The organism is Bifidobacterium polysaccharolyticum, assembly GCF_016101585.1.
Classification (GTDB): domain Bacteria; phylum Actinomycetota; class Actinomycetes; order Actinomycetales; family Bifidobacteriaceae; genus Bombiscardovia; species Bombiscardovia polysaccharolytica.
The window spans coordinates 321007-340018 of the sequence record NZ_JACFQG010000003.1 but is presented as its reverse complement, the minus strand read 5'-3'; the positions used below and the strand labels follow the sequence as shown (position 1 = coordinate 340018).

General features: G+C 62.1%; 14 protein-coding genes. 1 reads left to right on the top strand and 13 read right to left on the bottom strand.

The window, feature by feature from the left end:
• Positions 1-167: 167 nt before the first annotated feature.
• Positions 168-2045, top strand: a complete 1878-nt coding sequence (locus H3T90_RS06900) for a family 49 glycosyl hydrolase (RefSeq protein WP_332468246.1) — start codon at positions 168-170, stop codon at positions 2043-2045.
• Positions 2046-2390: 345 nt separating this feature from the next.
• Here H3T90_RS06900 and H3T90_RS06895 read toward each other — a convergent pair whose 3' ends face one another.
• From H3T90_RS06895 to H3T90_RS06835, 13 genes are all read right to left on the bottom strand, one after another.
• Complete coding sequence (locus H3T90_RS06895; RefSeq protein WP_198230027.1) at positions 2391-3755, bottom strand: PFL family protein; 1365 nt, start codon at positions 3753-3755, stop codon at positions 2391-2393.
• A gap of 10 nt (positions 3756-3765) precedes the next feature.
• The gene (locus H3T90_RS06890; RefSeq protein WP_015021435.1) at positions 3766-4038 is read right to left on the bottom strand and encodes an ACT domain-containing protein; all 273 of its coding nucleotides are present in this window, start codon (positions 4036-4038) and stop codon (positions 3766-3768) included.
• 115 nt (positions 4039-4153) lie between these two features.
• Positions 4154-5416 carry a galactokinase gene (gene galK / locus H3T90_RS06885; protein WP_198230026.1) on the bottom strand — a complete coding sequence of 421 codons (1263 nt, stop codon included), beginning with the start codon at positions 5414-5416 and terminating at the stop codon, positions 4154-4156.
• Entirely contained in the window at positions 5413-6696 is a 1284-nt protein-coding gene (gene galT, locus H3T90_RS06880) for a galactose-1-phosphate uridylyltransferase (protein ID WP_198230025.1), read from the bottom strand. The genes galK and galT overlap by 4 nt, the downstream gene beginning before the upstream one ends.
• An 82-nt stretch (positions 6697-6778) precedes the next feature.
• Complete coding sequence (locus tag H3T90_RS06875; RefSeq protein ID WP_183122163.1) at positions 6779-7654, bottom strand: DeoR/GlpR family DNA-binding transcription regulator; 876 nt, start codon at positions 7652-7654, stop codon at positions 6779-6781.
• Positions 7655-7874: 220 nt separating this feature from the next.
• Positions 7875-8618: a polyprenol monophosphomannose synthase gene (locus tag H3T90_RS06870; protein WP_198230024.1), complete on the bottom strand. Its 744-nt coding sequence runs from the start codon at positions 8616-8618 to the stop codon at positions 7875-7877.
• Between the two features lie 8 nt (positions 8619-8626).
• On the bottom strand, positions 8627-9982 hold the full coding sequence (locus H3T90_RS06865; RefSeq protein WP_198230023.1) for an NADH:flavin oxidoreductase/NADH oxidase: 1356 nt from the start codon (positions 9980-9982) through the stop codon (positions 8627-8629).
• Between the two features lie 179 nt (positions 9983-10161).
• Entirely contained in the window at positions 10162-12357 is a 2196-nt protein-coding gene (locus H3T90_RS06860; RefSeq protein ID WP_046322533.1) for a transglycosylase domain-containing protein, read from the bottom strand.
• A gap of 41 nt (positions 12358-12398) precedes the next feature.
• Positions 12399-13118 carry a Crp/Fnr family transcriptional regulator gene (locus H3T90_RS06855; protein ID WP_046322531.1) on the bottom strand — a complete coding sequence of 240 codons (720 nt, stop codon included), beginning with the start codon at positions 13116-13118 and terminating at the stop codon, positions 12399-12401.
• Between the two features lie 123 nt (positions 13119-13241).
• Complete coding sequence (locus tag H3T90_RS06850) at positions 13242-14489, bottom strand: lipoate--protein ligase family protein (protein WP_198230022.1); 1248 nt, start codon at positions 14487-14489, stop codon at positions 13242-13244.
• Positions 14471-15442, bottom strand: coding sequence for a TM2 domain-containing protein (locus H3T90_RS08925; protein WP_232350619.1), 972 nt, complete (start codon positions 15440-15442; stop codon positions 14471-14473). Before H3T90_RS08925 ends, H3T90_RS06850 begins: the two co-directional genes overlap by 19 nt.
• Before the next feature lie 30 nt (positions 15443-15472).
• On the bottom strand, positions 15473-16516 hold the full coding sequence (locus H3T90_RS06840; protein ID WP_046322529.1) for a 3-isopropylmalate dehydrogenase: 1044 nt from the start codon (positions 16514-16516) through the stop codon (positions 15473-15475).
• A gap of 66 nt (positions 16517-16582) precedes the next feature.
• Positions 16583-19006: a S9 family peptidase gene (locus H3T90_RS06835; protein WP_198230021.1), complete on the bottom strand. Its 2424-nt coding sequence runs from the start codon at positions 19004-19006 to the stop codon at positions 16583-16585.
• Positions 19007-19012 lie beyond the last annotated feature (6 nt).

The window sequence follows — 19012 nt, the reverse complement described above, 5'->3', positions numbered from 1 at the left end:
ACAGGACGTCTACAACTCCTTCCAAAAGAACATGGACACCATCGGAGTCAACCTCAACAACAACAAATAAACAAATAAACAGAATGGAGAAAGAACCCGAGAACGGAAAAGAGGATAAGAAGATGGATCACGAGGACAGACCTGGACATAGATGGATCCTCTTGGCAGTGACGATAGGTGCTATGGTGGCCGCCCTGGCCATTGTAGGAGCGGCCTTGATTCCGAGTGGGCCGGCCGCAGGTTCCATTCGCCTCCCCTTTTCGCGAGGTGCCAAGACGGCTGATACGGAAACCCTCCACACCTGGTGGCAGGATAATGCCGAAAAGCAGGCGGACGCCCCCGTCAAGGACCAGGCCGTCCGCCAGTCCCCCTTCTACTCCATGAAGGTGGCCCCGGCAAAAACCCCCGCAAATAAGTTCGATTCCTTCACTTACCTCAGCCTGCCTCGATCAGGCAACTCCAAAATCGGCTACACAGAGGAAGACGGTGCCGAGTTCGCCGCCAACAACGACATGAGCATGTCCTGGTCAACCTTCGAGTATGCAGCCGATGCCTTGATCGAGGTAAGTCTGGACACTGGCCAGACCATCAATTCTGCCGACCAGGTGACCATCCGACCAACAGGCTTGGGCTTCGACAAAAAGCTGGTGGACGATCATACGGTACGGATCACTGTTCCTTACGCCCGGACCGGTTACCGGTTCTCGGTGGAATTCCAGCCCCAGCAGGTGACCGTCTACAACGACAACACGGCAGGATCCGGCCACCTGACCATGAGCCCGGCCGGCGGGGCCAGCCGCGTGGAGACCGAACCCCGCAACGCCATGATGGTCTTCGCCCAACCCAAGATGGACACAAGCAGGGAAGACGGCCTGGTTCCGGACAAGGAAGCCGAGAACGTCTACTTACCCAAGCCAGGCAAACTGACCAGAGAGGAGCTTGAGAGCCTGCCCGATCATGTGGACACCCTTTACTTCGCGCCGGGCACTTATTACATGGGCGGCCAATACCGCAGCGAACTTGCAAACGTCCGATGGATATACCTGGCCCCCGGAGCCTATGTCAAAGGGGCTTTCAAATTCCTGTCAACCAGTGATACTGACTTCAGAATCACCGGTTACGGGGTACTGTCCGGTGAGCAATACGTCTACGAGGCCGACACCACGGATGGTTACAAGCACCTTGCTGCAGGCAAGGGGAACTGTTGGAGCAGCTGCGTGAAGATGCTTCAGTTCCAATCGCCCCAATCCGGCCCCAAACAGACCCTGCTCATGCGGGGAATCACCGTGGCGACACCCCCATACCACAGTTTCGTCATGTATGGCAATGAAGACGGGGATTTCCAGATGGAGGTGAACAACTACCAGCAGGTCGGCGGTTGGTATTGGCAAACGGACGGGCTCGAACTCTATAAGGGCAGCAGTCTGCGCAACTCCTTCCTCCATTCCAATGATGATGTTATCAAGCTCTATCACTCCGATGTCAGCGTCGACAACAATGTCATCTGGAAGGTGGAGAACGGACCGGTCTTCCAGTGGGGGTGGGGACCCCGGACGATAAGCAGAATCCAGGTGAGCAATACCGATGTCATCCACAACAGGATGTGGTGGCGGTGGACCAAGAACCATTGTATTTTCAACTCTTCTCCTTCCATCATTGACGTGGATTCGACAGCTACGGCTGACACCACGCAGGAAATGACGGATGTCAGTTTCGTCAACACGAACGTGGAAGGCATGGTCAACTGCGTCATCCGGATTTACGCTCTGGAAGGGATGAAGCGGGTCACAATCGACGGGCTGCATGTGGAATCATGGAATAAGATGAGCCCTGAAGGTCATATGAACAACTTCACAGCCTTCACAGACCCATCAGGCAGGCCAGTCACCATAGGAAACCAGGTAAGGGACCATGAAGGCCTCCTGATAAAAGATTACACCGTGGGAGGGGTCACAATCCTCAAGTCCAAAGGGAACTGGGCATCGAACAAGCTGGGCCGTCTGGACTTCGACGGACGCCTCTGGGAAAACTGGGACACTGAATAAATCCCATCTGCGGTTCCATGGTTCACGGCTCCGTGAGCCCCTTCGTGCATAGGAAAACCTCGGCCGTGCTGTCTCCTTCGCTAAAATCGGCGATGGCCAGCACGGCCGAGGTGGACAAAGCCACTTTCAGACCTCTGACCGGGCTCTGGAGGATGCCACGTCGGACAGGGATCTGGGCTGGTTGAAACACTTATGGCGAAACTCATCAGCTAAGTCTTGGGCCGCCTGTGCAACCAAGCCGGCGTCGACCAGGCCGGCAAGCTCTACATCGAGGTCAACTACCGGCCCGACGACATCCTCCTGTTCGGACCCGAACCCGGCGACCGCTGAATCATGCGTGCACGCTCAGTTCTTGAAACTGTGGATGGGCGCCGGGATGTGTCCGCCCCGATTGACGAAGTCTGCGCAGGAGCGGGTATTGACGGGCACGACCGGGCCGCCGCCCATGAGCCCGCCGAACTCGGCCCACTCACCCACCTTCTTGCCGATGACAGGAATGACCCTGACTGCGGTGGTCTTCTGGTTGATCATGCCGATGGCCGCCTCGTCGGCGATAAGGCCGGCAATGGACTCCGCAGAGGTGTCCCCGGGGATGGGGATCATGTCCAGCCCCACCGAGCAGACGCAGGTCATGGCCTCAAGCTTCTCCAGGGTCAGGCTCCCCTCTTGCGCAGCCTGGATCATGGCGGCATCCTCGGACACGGGAATGAAGGCCCCGGACAGCCCGCCCACCGAACTGGAAGCCATGATGCCGCCCTTCTTGACCTGATCGTTGAGGATGGCCAGGGCCGCAGTGGTACCTGGGGCGCCCACCTGCTCCAGGCCCATGGTCTGCAGGACTTCGCCCACCGAGTCCCCCACCTCAGGGGTGGGCGCCAGGGACAGATCGATGATCCCGAAAGGCACGTCCAGGCGACGGCTGGCCTCCTGGGCCACCAGCTGCCCCACCCGGGTGATCTTGAAAGCCGTGCGCTTGATGGTCTCGCAGAGCTGTCCGAAGTCCGCTCCCTTGGCTGATTCCAGGGCGGTCTTGACCACGCCGGGCCCGGAAACCCCCACGTTGATGACGGCCGACCCCTGGCTGACCCCGTGGAAACCGCCGGCCATGAAGGGGTTGTCGTCCGGGGCGTTGCAGAAGACCACCAGCTTGGTGCAGCCCGAGCTGTCCGAGTCGGCGGTGCTCTCGGCGGTGGCCTTGACGACCCGGCCCATAAGGGCTACGGCATCCATATCGATGCCCGTCCTGGTGGAGCCCACGTTGACGCTGGCGCAGACCCGTTCCGTCTGGCTCAGCGCCCTGGGCAGGGACTTGATCAAGAGCCGCTCGGCCGGGGTCATGCCCTTGCCGACCAGGGCCGAGTAACCACCAATCAAGTTGACCCCGACCTCCTGGGCCGAGCGATCCAGGGCCTTGGCCACGGTTACATAATCCTCCACGGTGTGGCAGGCTCCGGCGGCCACCAGAGAGATGGGGGTGACGGTGATGCGCTTGTTGACGATGGGAATGCCGTATTCGCGGGCGATGGAGTCCCCAGTGGACACCAGGTCGCCGGCCAGGGAGACGATCCTGCGATGAATGTTCCGACAGAGCATGTCCACATCCTGGCTGGCGCAGTCCAACAGGCTGATGCCCATAGTGATGGTGCGCACGTCCAGGCGCTCCCGGTCAATCATGTCGTTGGTCTCCAGGACCTCGTCACGTGTGATCATGGCTGCCTCCTCAGACCCGGTGCATCCTGGTAAAGATCTCCTCGCGCTGGCAGCGTATGGAGACCCCGATGTCCTCGCCCAAAGATTCCATCCGCTGGCTCAGTGCATCGAAATCATCCCTGCAGGCGGTGCAGTCCACAATCATCATCATGGTGAAGAAGCCGTCCAGAATGGTCTGCGAAATGTCCAGCACATTGACACCCTGCTGGGAGAGGTCTGTGCAGACCTTGCCGATGATGCCAATGGCATCCTTGCCCACCACCGTGATGATCGCCTTGTCCATGGCCGTCCTCCTCATCCACCTCGCCCTTGACTAGACCCCTGAAAACCGGGACCCCGCTCCCCCAGCTTAGAGGAGCGCCGGGAGAAGCAGGGTCGTAGAGGTCTACAGTCTGGATTCAGGATTCGCGCGCGGCCGCCGAGGAGGGCAGGGCAATCAGGGCTCTGGGGGCTTTGAATCCCTTGGAGGCGAATCGTTCCGCAATGTCACACGCAAGATCGGAACCCTTGCCGGCGTCAGCAAGGGCGATGATGGATCCCCCGAACCCGCCGCCGGTCATGCGAGCTCCGTAGGCCCCGCCCTGACGTGCCGCATCCACAGCCTCATCCAACTCCGGGCAGGTGACCTCGTAGTCGTCCCTCAAGGAGTCATGGGATGCGTTGAACAGGCGGCCGGCCAAGACGTAATCGCCCCTGCCGAAGGCCTCGACGAAGCGGTCCACCCGCCCTATCTCGCTGATGACATGACGGACCCGCCGACGCATGATGTCATCGGGCAGCTGCTCCAGCAGGGCAGCCAGGGCGGACGGGGGATCTGCGGCCCCATTGACCTGGTCTGCCACCTGGCGCAGGTTGGCCACTCCCAGTAGATGCGCAGCCTGCTCACAGGTGGCCCGCCGCTGATCGTATTGGCCATCGTTGAGCTGGTGCTGGGCCCTGGTGTCGACGACCAACAGCTCCAGGCCCGCAGACTGCAGATCGAAGGGAACCTGGCGCACGTTGCTCATGGCATCCAGCTCCGGCCGGCAGTCCAGCCGCAGGGCACAACCGGATCGACACCGCATGGAGGCGCTCTGATCCATGCCACCTGTGGAGGCGCCAGCCATATCGTTCTCCGCAGTGATGGCGGCCTGGATCAGCCTGACCCGACCAGCCTCGTTACCTCCCAGTCCCAAACCGAACAGGTCATCCAGGGCCAGGGCCACGGCACAGGTCATGGCCGCCGAGGAGCTCAATCCGGATCCCACCGGCACGCAGGAGGCCAGGGCCAGGTCGAACCCTCGAACCTGAGGAAAGCCATCCCGCTGCAGGGCCCAGGCCACGCCGACCGGATAGGCTGCCCAGCCGCTCACTCCCCGGGCCTGAAGACCATCCAAGTCAGCCTGGACCGGATGCTCCGGATCCATGCTGGAGACCAGACGGACCCGGCTGTCCGTCCTGGGGCTTGCGGCCACATAGGTACGATTGGGCAGGGCGATGGGCAGGCAGAGACCGGCGTTGTAATCCGTGTGCTCGCCAATGAGATTAACCCGCCCGGGGGCGCTCCAGACGCCCTGGGGATCCAAGCCATAGACCTTTTGGAAGAGCTCCCGGGCCTTGGTGGCTCCTTGGCCGTCAGCACCCTGGGTCCAGGGCTGTATGAATTCGACTGTGGTCGTCATTGATTCTCTCCCTTCTCCAGATCCAAGGGCCCCAGCTGGCGGAAACGGTCGGCAATCCGCTCGGGGGTGGTGTCTGAAACCCAAGCGGCCATGCCCGACTCAGACCCGGCAAGATACTTGATTTTGTCCACGGCACGACGGAAGGAGAAGAACTGCAGGTTGAGCCGGTAGTCCTCCCGCCGCGGATCGTGCAGCGGGGCCTGATGCCAGGCGGCGATGTAGGGCAGGTCCATCCCCTTGCCGTCGCCCTTGTCGAAGAAGGCGTTGCCTCGCTTGAGCAGGGTGGAATACATGACGGCCAAATCCCAGCGCTCCTGGTCGTTCAACTGGTCCAGGCTCAGGATCCCGTCGCGCACAGGGGCCATGTGGACTTCCAGGGGCCAGCGGGCAGCGGCGGGCACGTAGGCCACCCAGGTGGCGTTGCGGAAGACGACACGTCGACCGGAATCCAGCTCAGCCTTGAGGATGTCCGCCAAGAGGTTGCCGCCGGTGCGTTCACGGTAGTCGGCGCACTGCCTCAACTCCTGCTCCAGCCGGGGGGCGATGAAGGGATAGCAGTAGATCTGTCCATGAGGGTGGGCAAGGGAGACGCCGATCTCCTGCCCATGATTCTCGAAGGGGAAAATCTGTTCGATGCCCTCCATGGCCGAGATCTCTGCAGTCCGGAAGGCCCAGGCTTCCACCACCGTCCGCAGACGGGAAACCGGCAGATCGGCAGGCAGCGCGTGCTCGTCAGGATCAAAGCAGACCACCTCGCAGCGTCCGTTGGCCTCGCGCACCGGCCATAGGGGGTTGCCGTCCACCAGGGAGGACTGGTCGGCCGCCTGCGTATTGGGCACCTGCATCATGGAGGGGAAGCGGTTCTCGAAGACCGCCACGTTGTAGTCCACATCGGGAATCTCCCCATCCTGGTAGGGGTCTCCGGGCTTTCTGGCGGCCAGGGGGTTGCCCTTGGCGGTGGCCTGGGGACCGGCGGTGATGGGCCGGTTCATACGAGCCGTAGCCATGGGGATCCAGTCTCCGGTCAGAGGATCCCGGCGCATCTGCGGCGGTTGGAAGGGCACCATCCTGCCCTCCTGATCCTGATGGGGAGCGAACCGGTCGGTCAGCGGACGAGGGTCATCCAGGCGTCTCGTCTTGCGGCCGGAGACATACTCGTGATCATCATCCAAGTAGAAAAACCGACGCCCGTCGGCCAGCCTGGTGGGGGTGATGCGGATGTGCTCTCTGGCATAGTCGCCGGGAACATACCGCTGGGGGACATACTGCTCTGACTTCATGCTGCTCCTTCATCGTCCGTGATGATTGACAATCCATGACAACCCGCTATGGCAACCGGCGCATCTTTGAATGGTTGCCCGCTCATCCGGCATGGTCCGCTTCCCCGGCCTCAGGCCCGGACCCGTCGGAGGACCCGTCTTGAGCCTGTCCCTCCTCGGGGTTGACCGGCACCAGAACCAGCCGCTTGACAAGGGACCGGGTGGCCTCGGCCGACTCCTGGTCCAGCTGGTCGTCGGTGATGACGGTGTCCACCTGGTCGAAGGAGGCGAACAGGGACAGGGATGTGCAGCTCCACTTGGTGTGGTCGGTCAGGATAATGGTCCGGTCGGCGATGTCCATCAAGGCCATATCCGTAGCCGCCTCCAGGGAATTGGGCATAAGGAAGCCACGAGGAATGGAGACCGAGTGGGTGCCCAGAAAGACCGTGTTTACCCGCAAGGAGGCGATGACCTTGTCTGCAATGGGGCCTACCAGAGAGTTGGACCGGGTGATGACGCCGCCGGTGACGATAACCTCCACGTCCTTGCTCTCCATGGCCTGGACCAGTTCGGCCACAGGAATGGAATTGGTCAGCAGGGTCACCCCGGCGCACTGACGACTCTCCAGGAGGTGCTGGGCGAAGACATAGGCCGTGGTCCCGCCCCCGATGGCGATGACGTCGCCCGGCGAGACATAGTCGATGGCACGACGGGCGATGGTGTCCTTGAGACCCATGTCCATCTGTGACTTGACCGAGAAGAGCGGCTCAGCCAGAAGCGAGCTGGTGGTGACGGCCCCTCCGTGGACCCTTTTGAGCAGGCCCTTGTCTGCCAGGTCGGCAATGTCCCGGCGAATGGTCATGGCTGAGACGCCCAGCTCCTTGGAGAGGGCGGTAATACGGACTGCGCCACGAGTACGCAACCGGTTCAATATCAGGTGTTGGCGTTGTGACGATATCATTCGAACATTATCGCACACATTCGCCCAAATTGGCAAGCTGGTAATCGGACTGCGGTCGCCATTACCAAGCAGGGGCGAAAAAACGACATTTCTTCGACGCTGGAACCATTCTTCCATACACCTGAAGCCAGCCAAAGCTCTTGCAGGAATCTATTCATCAAGGCGTAATTGATCCTTCAAATCTCCAAAAGATGCCTGCAGGGTCGCTTAAGAAAGCGAACACGAATGTAACCCAATGTCAGTTTCGACGAGTCAACCGCTCAAGTCCCCACAGGGTTACCTGGGCCATGGCCTCCAGAACAATCCCCGTATCCATCTTCGAGCTGCCGCGAACCCGCTCCACGAAGACTATAGGCACTTCGACCACGCTAACGCCCATGGCCTGGACTCGACGCAGCATATCCACCTGGAAGACGTAGCCGCTGGATCGAACCCTTCCCAGATCGATCCGCCTCAGCACGTCCGCTCGATAGACCCTCAGGCCGGCAGTCATGTCCCGTACGGAGGACCCCAGGGCGATGCGTGCATACCAGGATCCCACACGCGAGATCAGATCCCGATACCAGGGCCAATGTTGAGTGCGGCCTCCGCGCACCCGGCGCGAGCCGATGACCAGGCCCGGATGTGCATGGCCTCGGGCCACCGCCAGCATCCTGGCCAGATCCTGGGGCCGATGGGAGCCGTCCATGTCCATCTCGCAGATCAGGTCATAGCCGTGCTCCAACGACCAGCGGAACCCCTGTATGTAGGCTGGACCCAACCCACGACGGGCATTCCGATGGATGACATGCACGCGAGGATCACGGCTGGCCATATCCTCGGCCATAGCGCCAGTGCCGTCCGGCGAGCTGTCGTCTACGACCAGGACATCAACCTCAGGACAGCAGGCAAGCAGCTGAGGAAGGGTCACCCCGATGTTGTCAGCCTCCTGATAGGTGGGCATGACCACAATGGTCCTTACTCCGCCGCGAACAGCGTCCATGGCTGCTCTCAGCGTGCGATGCCGTAGGCCCCGCGCCTGTAAGGCTCAGGGTAAGGGGTCTGCTGAGCGGACAGTCCCAGTTTATAGGCGGCCCTGAGCGGCCAGTAGGGGTCACGCAGGCTGGCTCGACCAATCTCGACCGCATCAGCCAAGCCCTTGCGTACAATCCGGTCGGCTTGCCTGGGCTTGGTGATCAGCCCCACCGCCGTGGTGGGAATCAGCACTTGGCTGCGCACCTGATAGGAGAAAGGCACCTGGTAGTTGGGGGCGGCCGGAATCTCCACGCCTGGCACCAGACCCCCGGTGGAAACGTCAATCAGATCCACCCCGTGCAGCTTGAGCACCTTGGCAGTACGGATGGTCTCGTCCAGGCCCCATCCGCCAGTGGCCCAGTCAGTGGCGGACATGCGCACCAGCAGGGGCATGCCCGAGGGAATGACCTCGCGCACGGCATCGGTCACCTGGATCAGCAGGCGCATCCTGCCAGAAAGGTCCCCTCCGTATTCATCGTTGCGTCGGTTGATCAGGGGGTCGAGGAATTGGGAGAGCAGGTAGCCGTGGGCGGCATGCAGCTCCACTCCCAGGAAGCCAGCCTGAACGGCTCTTACCGCAGCAGAGCGAAAATCAGCCACAATGGAGGCTATCTGAGCCCGCGAGAGCTGAACCGGGACCGCCATCTTCCCAAAGGCGATGGGGCTGGGGCCTACGGGCTGCCAGCCGCCCTCGGCCACGGGCACAGTGGCATTGATATAGCCCATGGAAGAGCATCCGGAGGAGCCCTTGCGCCCCGAGTGGTTGAGCTGAACGACAGGAACCGCTCCAGCGGCCTTGACATCCCGGACGATGCCCTGCCAGGCCCTGGTCTGCTCGTCGTTCCACAGCCCTACATCGCAGGGCGAGATCCGCCCCTGGGGATCTACGGCCGTGGCCTCCCCGATGACGACTCCGAAGCCACCCAGGGCTCGAGACACATAGTGCTGATAATGGAAGTTGGTAGGAACTCCGTCGTGCCGCAGGACCGAATAGGTGTCCATAGGCGGCATCCAGATCCTGTTGCGGATATGCTGATCTCGCAGTTCCATGGGCTGGAAGAGCGCGGGCAGGGCCCTCTCCCGCCTTCTGCCTGACTTTGATTTCCCAGCCTTTTTGTTGTCTCTCTTATCCTTCTTGCCCTTCTTGAAGGATTTGATCGCCTTGCCAGACTTCTTGCTGCCGTCGGCGACACCCGACTCAAAGGGCCGGATCGGTTTGGACACATCCAGCCTGCCAGAGCCGCTCACTGGTCCTGGCATTGCCTGATCTTCCTTGACCCGGCCGTCGGCCCGAGGGGCCTTGTCATCCAGCTCCGAATATTCCTGGACCATCAGTTCCTGCCTCTCCCGGCGGGCGGCCGCACCCCTCGTGGTCCGCCCGTTGACGAATCCCTAATGGTCACTATTGTAGGCACAGGCCCTGGTCCTCTGGCGAATCCACCGTCTGTGATCGCTCCGGACTGGCCCCTCTGGTTCCCTTGTTGTTCCCCTTGGCCGTGACGACAGGTCTGTCACTGTCTGCCCGTGGACCGTTGCTGGAGCTGCTGGGATGGCTGAGACTGCTGGACCCCGCCGGTGAAGCGAGGATCGGGATTGCCATAGGAGTTGTCCGGCTGAATATTGGCTGCGGCCAGGTAGGTGTTCATGAAGTCCTTCCAGGCCGGGGCGGCGATGGATACGCCGTCCCAGATGTGGAAGAACCGTCCGTTGATGGTCTTGTTGTTGAAGGAGACCTGGCCCTCCGCATTGCCCACAGTGACGAAGGCAGCCACCTGGGGTACGAATCCGCCGGTCAGCATGTACTTGTCCTCATGGGTGCCCGTCTTGGCAAAGGTCTTGCGGCCCCCGTCCAGCTGGGCCACGGACGCCACACCTCCGGGCTGGACCACGCCCTGGTTGATGGCATAGGCGGTGGTCTCGGCGATGCCCGGGTCAATGGCCTGATGGCAATTGGCCTTGGGCACCTTGATGGACCGATTGTTCTTGTCGACCACCTTGGTCATGGCGATGGGGCTGCAGGCCACGCCCTTGGCGGCAATGGTGGCGAAGACATTGGCCATGGTCAGGGGGGAAGCCTGGACCGCTCCGATCACCATAGGCGGCTGGAAGCTGTTGGCCGAGTGGATGTCCATCTGGTCCTTGGGCGAATTGTGGTAGCCCATGTCCTTGGCTGTATCCGCTATGCTGCACAGGCCGATCTGCTGGGCCATGGAGGCCTGGGTGGTGTTGTGCGAGCGGATCAGGGCCTGCAGGGGGGTCTCCGGCGAGGTGGTGCCGCCGCTTGCATTTTCCACATGCCAGCTGCCAGTGCCGAACCCGTAAGGGGTGCCGTCAGCCTCAGTGCAGGCGAATGTGGTCTCTGGGTAGCTGGTGGATGTGCGCAGGGGCTGGTTGATGGACTTGCCGGCCTTCATCCAGGCCACCATGTTGATGGGCTTCCAGGAGGAGCCCACGGGGAAACCCCAGCCGCCGCCGTCCTGCTGGTCCACTGCATAGTTGATGGCCGTGCGGGTGCCGCCGCCGGAGTTCTGGGTGGCATCGTAAATGCGGTTGATGCCGAAGCCCAGGACCTCGCCGGTGCCCGGGCGAATGGCCGCCATCGTGACCTCAAAGCCGGTCGGATCATCCACGGGGATGGTGTCCCGGGCCGCCTTCATGGCTGCAGCGTTGGCGTTGACGTCCATTGTGGTGTAGATGTCCAGACCGCCCTCCTTGAGGAGCTTGTTGCGCTCCTCCTGGCTCTTGCCAAACTCCTTGGAGTTGAGGATTTGCTTGGTCACGTAGTCGCAGAAGAAGGCCGCGTCCCCAGCCGCCTGGCAGCCGGCGTCCGCGGACTGCACATGCAGCATCTGATCCAGCGGCTTGGCCTTGTACTCGTCATACTGGCGCTGGGTGATGTAGTTCTCCTGGCGCATCAGATCCAGGACGATGTCCCGCTGCTCCTGAGATGCCTTGACGTTGACGGTGGGATCGAAGCGGGCGGGATTCTTGGTCACGGCGGCGATGGTCGCGGCCTCGCCCGGATCCAGGTCCTTGGCCGACTTGCTGAAGTAGCGCCTGGCCGCCGACTCAACCCCGTAGACGTTGGTGCCGAACTGAGCGATGTTCAAATACCCTTGAAGAATCTCGGCCTTTGAGTACTTCTTCTCCATCTGCACCGCAATCAACATCTCCCTCATCTTGCGGGCTATGGTCTCCTCCTGGGCATGGTACTCGGCGATGGGGTCGTTGTTCTCCGCAGCCTGGCTCATGAGCACGTTCTTGACGTACTGCTGGGTCAGGGAGGAGCCGCCCTGGGTGTCGCCCTGCTTGATGTAGGTCTGGATGAAGGCCCTGAGCACGCCCTGGGTGTCCACGCCGGCATGCTCGAAGAAACGACGGTCCTCGCGGGCTACCACAGCCTTCTGCATGTACCCGGAAACGTCCTTGATGGGCACCACAATCCTGTTTTGCGCATAGAAGGTGGCGATGACCGTATGCCCGTCGGAGGCGTAGAGGCGAGACTGCTGCGGCAGATCGTTCACGTTGAAGTCGATGTTGTCCGTCTTCAGTGCAGGCATCAGATTCCTGGAAGCGGCGTTGATGCCGAAGACAACGGGAGACAGGAAACCAGAGACGACCACGCCACCTGCGATGCAGAAGATGAGGTAAGCCAGCAGCAGCGTGAAGAAGCGCCTGACCGACATGGATTTCTTTTGTTCGGGCATGGTCTCCATCCTAGGCCGTCGGCTCTACCGAACAGTGGCGCTTACATGCGCGAGCGTCGAATCAGCGGTCCAGGCTGGAAGATGATGATGGTACGGCCCTTGCGAGAGATCCATCCCCGGTTGGAGAAGTCCATCAGGGCCTTATTGACGGTCTCCCGTGAGGCGCCGACCAGCTGGGCCAGCTCCTCCTGAGTCAGATCGTAGGGGACCATCAGCCCCTGCTCGAAGGGCTCGCCAAAGCGTGTGGCCAGATCCAGCAGGGTCTTGGCCAGGCGGGCCGGCACGTCCAGAAAGACCAGGTCGGAGATGCGCTCGTTGTCGGTCCGCAGACGGTGGGCCAGCACCTGAAGCATGTCCACAGCCACCTTGGGATGCTGGTTGAGCCAGTCGAAGAGGGTATCGTGGTCCAGTGCCGCCACCTTGGTCTTGTTGACCATGACCACGGCGGAGGCTGTACGCGGCCCGCCGGAAGGGTCAAAGACGGGAATTTCGCCCAGGATCTCCCCGCGCCCGTGGATGCTGAGCAGCTGGATGCGACGGTCGGGCGACTGGCGGACCAGCTTGACCCGGCCCTCCTCCAGCAGATACATGCGGTGGTCGGTGTCACCCTGTCGAAAGACCGTGGACCCCTTGGCGTATGTGGACTCGTGCATGGTACCCAAAAGCTGGTCGGCGTCCAGCCTGGGCACTTGTTTGAATAAGGCGGTCTGCCTGAGGGCGTTCCCGTCATCGGGAATCTCATTGGGCTTGTGAACCGCCATACTCCGCACTCCTTTTTGCCATGTCTGGCGGGTCTGCACCGACTCGCGTATGGTTGTGACCTCACGCCAGGTTCGACGCGACTGAGCACGATTATACCCACACACATCAACCCCCTTGCCCGGTCAGGCGATCTGGGCGGTCCACTCCTCACGGCCGTATCGCTGCCGGGCCAAAGTGCGGGCTCGCTGCTCGACCTCGGGCGCAGGCTTAGAGATGCGCAGATTCCCCACCAGGGAGGGCAGGGTATCCAGAAGGGCATCGATCAGGGATTGACGGGACAGACTGGTCTGCCTGCCGATGGGATCCACCCGGCTTCTGACCGAGGTTACGGCCTTGTCATGGAACTTCTCCGGGTCCACGTTAAGCACCTGGGCCATCAGATCGGCATCCACCGAATAAGAAAGCGTGGTGTGGTGGAGCAACCCGCCCGGTCCGTAGGAGCCTGCTGGCAGCCTTCTCTGAGCGGCGCCCCCCATCTTGCCCAGCGGGGAGGCGATGTCATTCATGCCCTGCCAACCAGCCCGAATCCCTTGCATTCGCAGACCACGGACCAGCCAATAGTCGCAGATCCGATAGGAGTCGATCAGGTCGGTTCCTTTGACAAAGTCCAAGGGCAGATAGAGGGAATAGGTAATGGCCCGCTCGGGCTGAATGACCATGGTGCCACCGCCGGTGCAGCGGCGGACCAGGGTAAAGCCCAGACTGCGCGCCCGCTCGACGTGGACCTCTCTGCTCAGGGACTGGAAGCGCCCCAGGATCACCGCCGGTGCCGACCAGTTCCAGATGCGCAGGGTGGGTGGCAGCTGGCCCTGAGCCACGGCATCATTAAGAGCCTGATCCATGGCCATCTGCATGACCGGCTGACGTGGACTGTCCCTGATCAGGTCCAGTTTTAGGCCAGACCAACGGCGGCGGCATTCGGCCTCGTCCGTCTGAGACCGCCTGGAAGAGGTCTGGTCCGAGGCTGACGGCAGCTGGTCGGACTTCCCCTGTCTTTGGATAACCAACCCATCAGGCAGAGCGCGCTCCAGAGCGGTCACCAGGGTCCATGGGGACACACCGACTACCCGTTGACCGTCCCCTTCTGCCATGACCCTGTCCAGCTTTTCCAGAGCCAAACCAGGGTCCAAAGGCAACGGGAGGTCGCAGATTGCGGATTCCAGCCGGGATACCGGCCCATGAACCCCTCCGGATTCCTGAGAGGCTGACGGGGCTGGTTCAGCGAAGAAGTCGCCGTCAATCCTGCATGAGGAAATGACCGGACGCGAGTCGGATCCCTGGCCCAGGGTCAGGGTTACGGCCGCCAGTTTGCCGCCCATCTGCTTGCCGACGCCGCGCAGACAGGCCGGATTCAATCCGTCAGCTCCCATCCGCGAGCGTCACGATGCCAGAAGGAGCCAGCCGAGGATGTCAGAATCAGGATGCCTTCGATAAGCCCCCAAATCATGGCGATGGTCGGCCCGATGAAGAAGAAGGGGAAGCCGATCAGGGTGAGCATGAGCTGAGCCACGCCCCGGCCGGTCCTGCCCAGGTAGAAGTTGCCCACGCCGAAGCATCCCAGAAAGATGCTGAGTAACCCGGCTGCCAGCTTGCTGTGCGGGGTGGGCGATATCGGGTAGGCTCCCCTGCCGTTGGGCATTGCCCCCGGGTACCCGCCCTGGGGCATGACCGGGTAGGGCCAGGGCATGGAAGTCTGGGGAGGATACTGCCCGCCGGGATACTGATTGCCGGGATACTGGCCCATCGGGTATTGATTGCCCGGATACCCGCCCTGGGGGTATTGACCAGCCGGATACTGGCCGGGATAGCCCGGTCCCGGCTGATAGGGCCTTTGTGGATTCTGAGCGCCAGGATACTGTCCGTCAGTATAACGGCCATCTGAATACTGCCCAGCAGGATATTGCTGACCTGTTGGATAACCGGCGGTCGGATACTGATTAGGCCGGTAGGGCCCCGTCTGATAGGCTCCAGGATTTTGGCCGCCATTCTGAGGGGCAAACGGGTATCCGGCATCGTACCTCTGCCCTGTCGGATACCCGCCATGGGGATACTGGCTAGTGGGATATTGACCGGCCTGATACGGATTCTGATTCCCGCCGCCAACGTCATGGCCCGCTGGATAGCCCGCAGTCTGCCGCCGACCGTCAGCTGCGCCTGGGCCAGAATGGTCCGGCTGCGCTGCACCGGCAGGGGTATCCCCGCCGACAGGATCCCGATGCTCAGGCGGTACCTGCGGGGATGGGGAGGTGCCGAAACCAGGATTTCCTGTCGGCGTATCGTTGGACTGCCGGTCGCCCGGCTGAGGGGCATCATCCATAGTCATGCCCTCCAGTCTAGCCGCCATCCGGCCCGATTACAGCCGGGCCAGAATATCCTTGCCAATCTGCTCCGTACTCCGCTGGGTGGAGCCGGACCGCTCGATATCGTCCTCCACAGCACGCTCAATGCTGGCCGCCTCGCTCTCAAAGCCCAGATGATCCAGGAGCATACCCGCCGAGAGAATGGCCGCCGTGGGGTTGGCAATCCCCTTACCGGCGATGTCAGGGGCGGACCCGTGGATGGGCTCGAACATTGATGGGTAGGTGCCCGAGGCGTTGATGCAGCCGGAGGCCGAGTAACCAACGCCCCCCACCACAGCCCCCGCCTCGTCGGTGAGGATGTCTCCGAAGAGGTTGTCGGTCACGATCACGTCAAAGCGGCTGGGCTCGGTCACCATGAATATGGTGGAGGCGTCGATGTGCAGGTACTCACGCTCCACGTCGGGATACTCCTGGCCCACTTGATCCACCAGCCGCTGCCACATGTCCCCTGCGTTGGTCAGCACATTCTTCTTGTGGACCAGGGTCAGACGGCGGCGACGCTTCATGGCCAGCTGGAAGGCATAGCGGATGACCCGTTCCGCTCCGTAAGCCGTATTGATGGAGACCTCGGTGGCCACCTCCTGGGGGGTGCCCCGGCGAATGGAACCGCCGGCCCCGGCGTAAAGCCCCTCGGTGCCCTCCCGCACGACTACGAAATCGATGTCTCCCGGATTGGCCAGGGGCGACACCACGCCCTTGTAGAGCTTGGAAGGCCTCAGATTGACGTATTGATCCAGTTCGAAACGCATTTTAAGCAGCAGTCCACGCTCCAGGATGCCGGCCTTGATCCGCGGGTCGCCGATGGCCCCCAAGAGGATGGCATCCTGCTGCTTGAGCCTGTCCAGATCCTCGTCGGGCAAAACGGCTCCATCGCGCAGGTAACGCTCAGCGCCCAGGTCGAAATCCTCATAACGGATATCAGCCTTGCCCCGGGTCACCTTTTCCAGGACGGCTTGTGCCTGGGGTACGATCTCCTTGCCGATGCCGTCACCGGCAATGACCGCAATGTGATATGTTTTCTGCTTGCTATTTGTCATACCCCGAGCATAACGAGCCAGCCAAGGCCCTTTCATGACCCCGACCGAATCCCGGACAGACCAGGATCAGCGGCTTTCGGGGACCATGATGGACAGGCACCAGGCATTCTCGAAGGCCAGCTCCTCCCATTGCCGGTAACGTCCGCTAATACCCCCGTGGCCTGCCTGGACCTCGATTCTGATCAGCGCATCGGCCCCCACCTGCGGCTCCTGCAGCCTGGCCACCCACTTGAGCGGCTCCACGTAGAGCACGCGGGTGTCGTTCATGGATGTGGTCACCAGGATGGCAGGGAAGTGGTCGCCGCCGAAGAGCCGGCGTCTACTATCAGCATCAGGAACGTTCTCGTAGGGCGAGTAGGAACGCATATACCGGTAGACCTGTTGATCATGCAGGGGGTCTCCCCACTCGTCCCATTCGGTCACGGTCAGCGGCAGGTTCGGATCCAGGATGCTGGTCAGCGCATCCACAAAAGGCACATCCGCCTCGATGCCGGCATAGAGCTGAGGGGCCATATTGGCCACGGCCCCCATTAGAAGCCCGCCGGCCGACCCGCCGTTGGCCACGGTATGACGGGGATCCGCCCAACCCTGAGCCTGCAGAGCGGCAGTGACGTCGATGAAGTCCAAGAAGGTATTGACCTTGTGTAGCCGGCGGCCCTGCTCGTACCAGGCGCGGCCCATCTCCCCGCCGCCGCGCACATGTGGGACGGCGTAGAGCACTCCCCGGTCCAGCAGGCTGAGCCGACCGGTGGAAAAGCCCGGGTCCTGGCTGATTTCGTAAGCCCCATACCCGGTGATGAACATGGGGGCAGACCTGTCCGGATCCTGGTCCGGCCAAGAACGGCGCTCGGGATGGTCGGGAGCCTGGATGACCGTGTCATCGGGCCCGGTCCTCCCGCTGGCGTCCAGCGCCGGATGCATGCCCCGCCGCCAGACCAGCGAGACCGGCACTAGGGCCCCATCCCTGACGCGGACCAGAATTCGACGCTCGGCGTAGCGCTCGGGTTTAAAGTCGCCTAGAACCTGAGCCCGCTTGAGCAGCCGATCCACACCCCGGACCGGATCCAGCTCCCGCAACTCGGCTGGGGTTCCATAGCTGCCCCGGATGTAGCGCAGCCCGGGAGCCTGGTAGGAGGGGTTGTCCGTGGGGCCGATGCTGTAGAGACGGTCAATGCCGTTCTTGGCCCGGTCGGGCAGGACCTCACGGAAGCGCCAGGGCCGACCCGCCCGCAGGTCCTCCAACGCCTGGTCCTTGGCGATGACGGCCATGTGGGGCAGGCTGTCGGCCCGGTAGGTCAGGACCACGAAGCTGCGGTGGATGCCCAACCCTTCGATGCCCAGCCCGCGAGCGCCCTGCAGGATGGCGGGATTGCTCGGGTCCCGATAAGGCTTCTCGGGCGGCAGAGAGGACAGATCTCCGGAGCCTTCGCAGCCATAGGGGCTGCCCTGTGCCAGCCGCACCCCCTCTCCCAGGCGGAAGGGCGGACGGTGGCTGCGCAGATCGATCAGGTCCACCTCGAAGTTGGGGTTGTCCACGTTGTGGTAAACCACGGCCACCGGCAGGTCCTCCCCCGCCGGACCGGCATTTTCGAACCGGGCCAGGCTGATGTCGTACTCGACCCCCTCCTTGCGGGGGATCAAGGGCACAAACTCACCCTGCGGATCCTTCAGGTCCAGCATGAGCACCTCACTGGTGGTCTTGGACCCGGTGGCAATCAGCATGGCGGATTCGTCATAGCTCAGGCCCAGCCCCACCCAGAAGCGCTCATCGTCCTCCTGGTAAACCATGACATCCTTATCGGCCGAGGTGCCCACCTTATGCCTCCAGACCGTGTCCGGACGCCAGGCCTTGTCCAGGCCGGTGTAGAAGACCCAGCTGCCGTCGGGGGTCAGCACTGCCCCGGAGGAGACCTGGTCGATCCGATCAGGCAGGTCTCGGTTCTCGGCCAAATCCCGGATGCGCAGGTCGTAGCGCTCATTGCCTTTGGTGTCCAGTCCATAGAGCATCCACCGGCCGTCGGCGCTCAGGTCCAGGCACCCCAGGGAGAAAAAGTCATGCCCCTTGGCCTCGGCGTTGGCATCGAAGATGACCTCCTCGCCCGGCATGGATCCAGGCGCCGCATCAGCCTGGACAGCGGGAGGATCCCAATCATCCTGATCGCGCACCGGCAGGCGGCACTGCACCCCATACTCCTGGCCCTCGAGCGTCCGGGAGAAGTACCAGTAGCCGTGCATCCGGGTGGGCACCGACATGTCGGTCTGCAGCACCCGGTCGGTGAACTCCTTGAGCAGGGTGGCCCGCAAACCCTCCTGACCGGCAAGCCGTTCCTGGCAGTATCGGTTCTGATCACGCACATAGGCCTTGGTGGCCGGATCCTCACGGTTGCGCATCCACTCGTAAGGATCTTCGAAGTGATCCCCATGGAAGCATCGATCAGAGGGACGGCGTTGTGCACGTGGAGGAACGGGATTGACGGCCGAAAAACTCATGGGGCG

Bases quoted from the DNA above. Each gene is read 5' to 3' on its own strand.
- H3T90_RS06850 (WP_198230022.1), bottom strand. From the start codon at position 14,489: ATGGGAGCTGACGGATTGAATCCGGCCTGTCTGCGCGGCGTCGGCAAG.
- galK (WP_198230026.1), bottom strand. From the start codon at position 5,416: ATGACGACCACAGTCGAATTCATACAGCCCTGGACCCAGGGTGCTGAC.
- H3T90_RS06865 (WP_198230023.1), bottom strand. From the start codon at position 9,982: ATGGTCCAGGAATATTCGGAGCTGGATGACAAGGCCCCTCGGGCCGAC.
- H3T90_RS06890 (WP_015021435.1), bottom strand. From the start codon at position 4,038: ATGGACAAGGCGATCATCACGGTGGTGGGCAAGGATGCCATTGGCATC.
- galT (WP_198230025.1), bottom strand. From the start codon at position 6,696: ATGAAGTCAGAGCAGTATGTCCCCCAGCGGTATGTTCCCGGCGACTAT.
- H3T90_RS06895 (WP_198230027.1), bottom strand. From the start codon at position 3,755: ATGATCACACGTGACGAGGTCCTGGAGACCAACGACATGATTGACCGG.
- H3T90_RS08925 (WP_232350619.1), bottom strand. From the start codon at position 15,442: ATGACTATGGATGATGCCCCTCAGCCGGGCGACCGGCAGTCCAACGAT.
- H3T90_RS06840 (WP_046322529.1), bottom strand. From the start codon at position 16,516: ATGACAAATAGCAAGCAGAAAACATATCACATTGCGGTCATTGCCGGT.
- H3T90_RS06835 (WP_198230021.1), bottom strand. From the start codon at position 19,006: ATGAGTTTTTCGGCCGTCAATCCCGTTCCTCCACGTGCACAACGCCGT.
- H3T90_RS06870 (WP_198230024.1), bottom strand. From the start codon at position 8,618: ATGGACGCTGTTCGCGGCGGAGTAAGGACCATTGTGGTCATGCCCACC.
- H3T90_RS06855 (WP_046322531.1), bottom strand. From the start codon at position 13,118: ATGGCGGTTCACAAGCCCAATGAGATTCCCGATGACGGGAACGCCCTC.
- H3T90_RS06860 (WP_046322533.1), bottom strand. From the start codon at position 12,357: ATGCCCGAACAAAAGAAATCCATGTCGGTCAGGCGCTTCTTCACGCTG.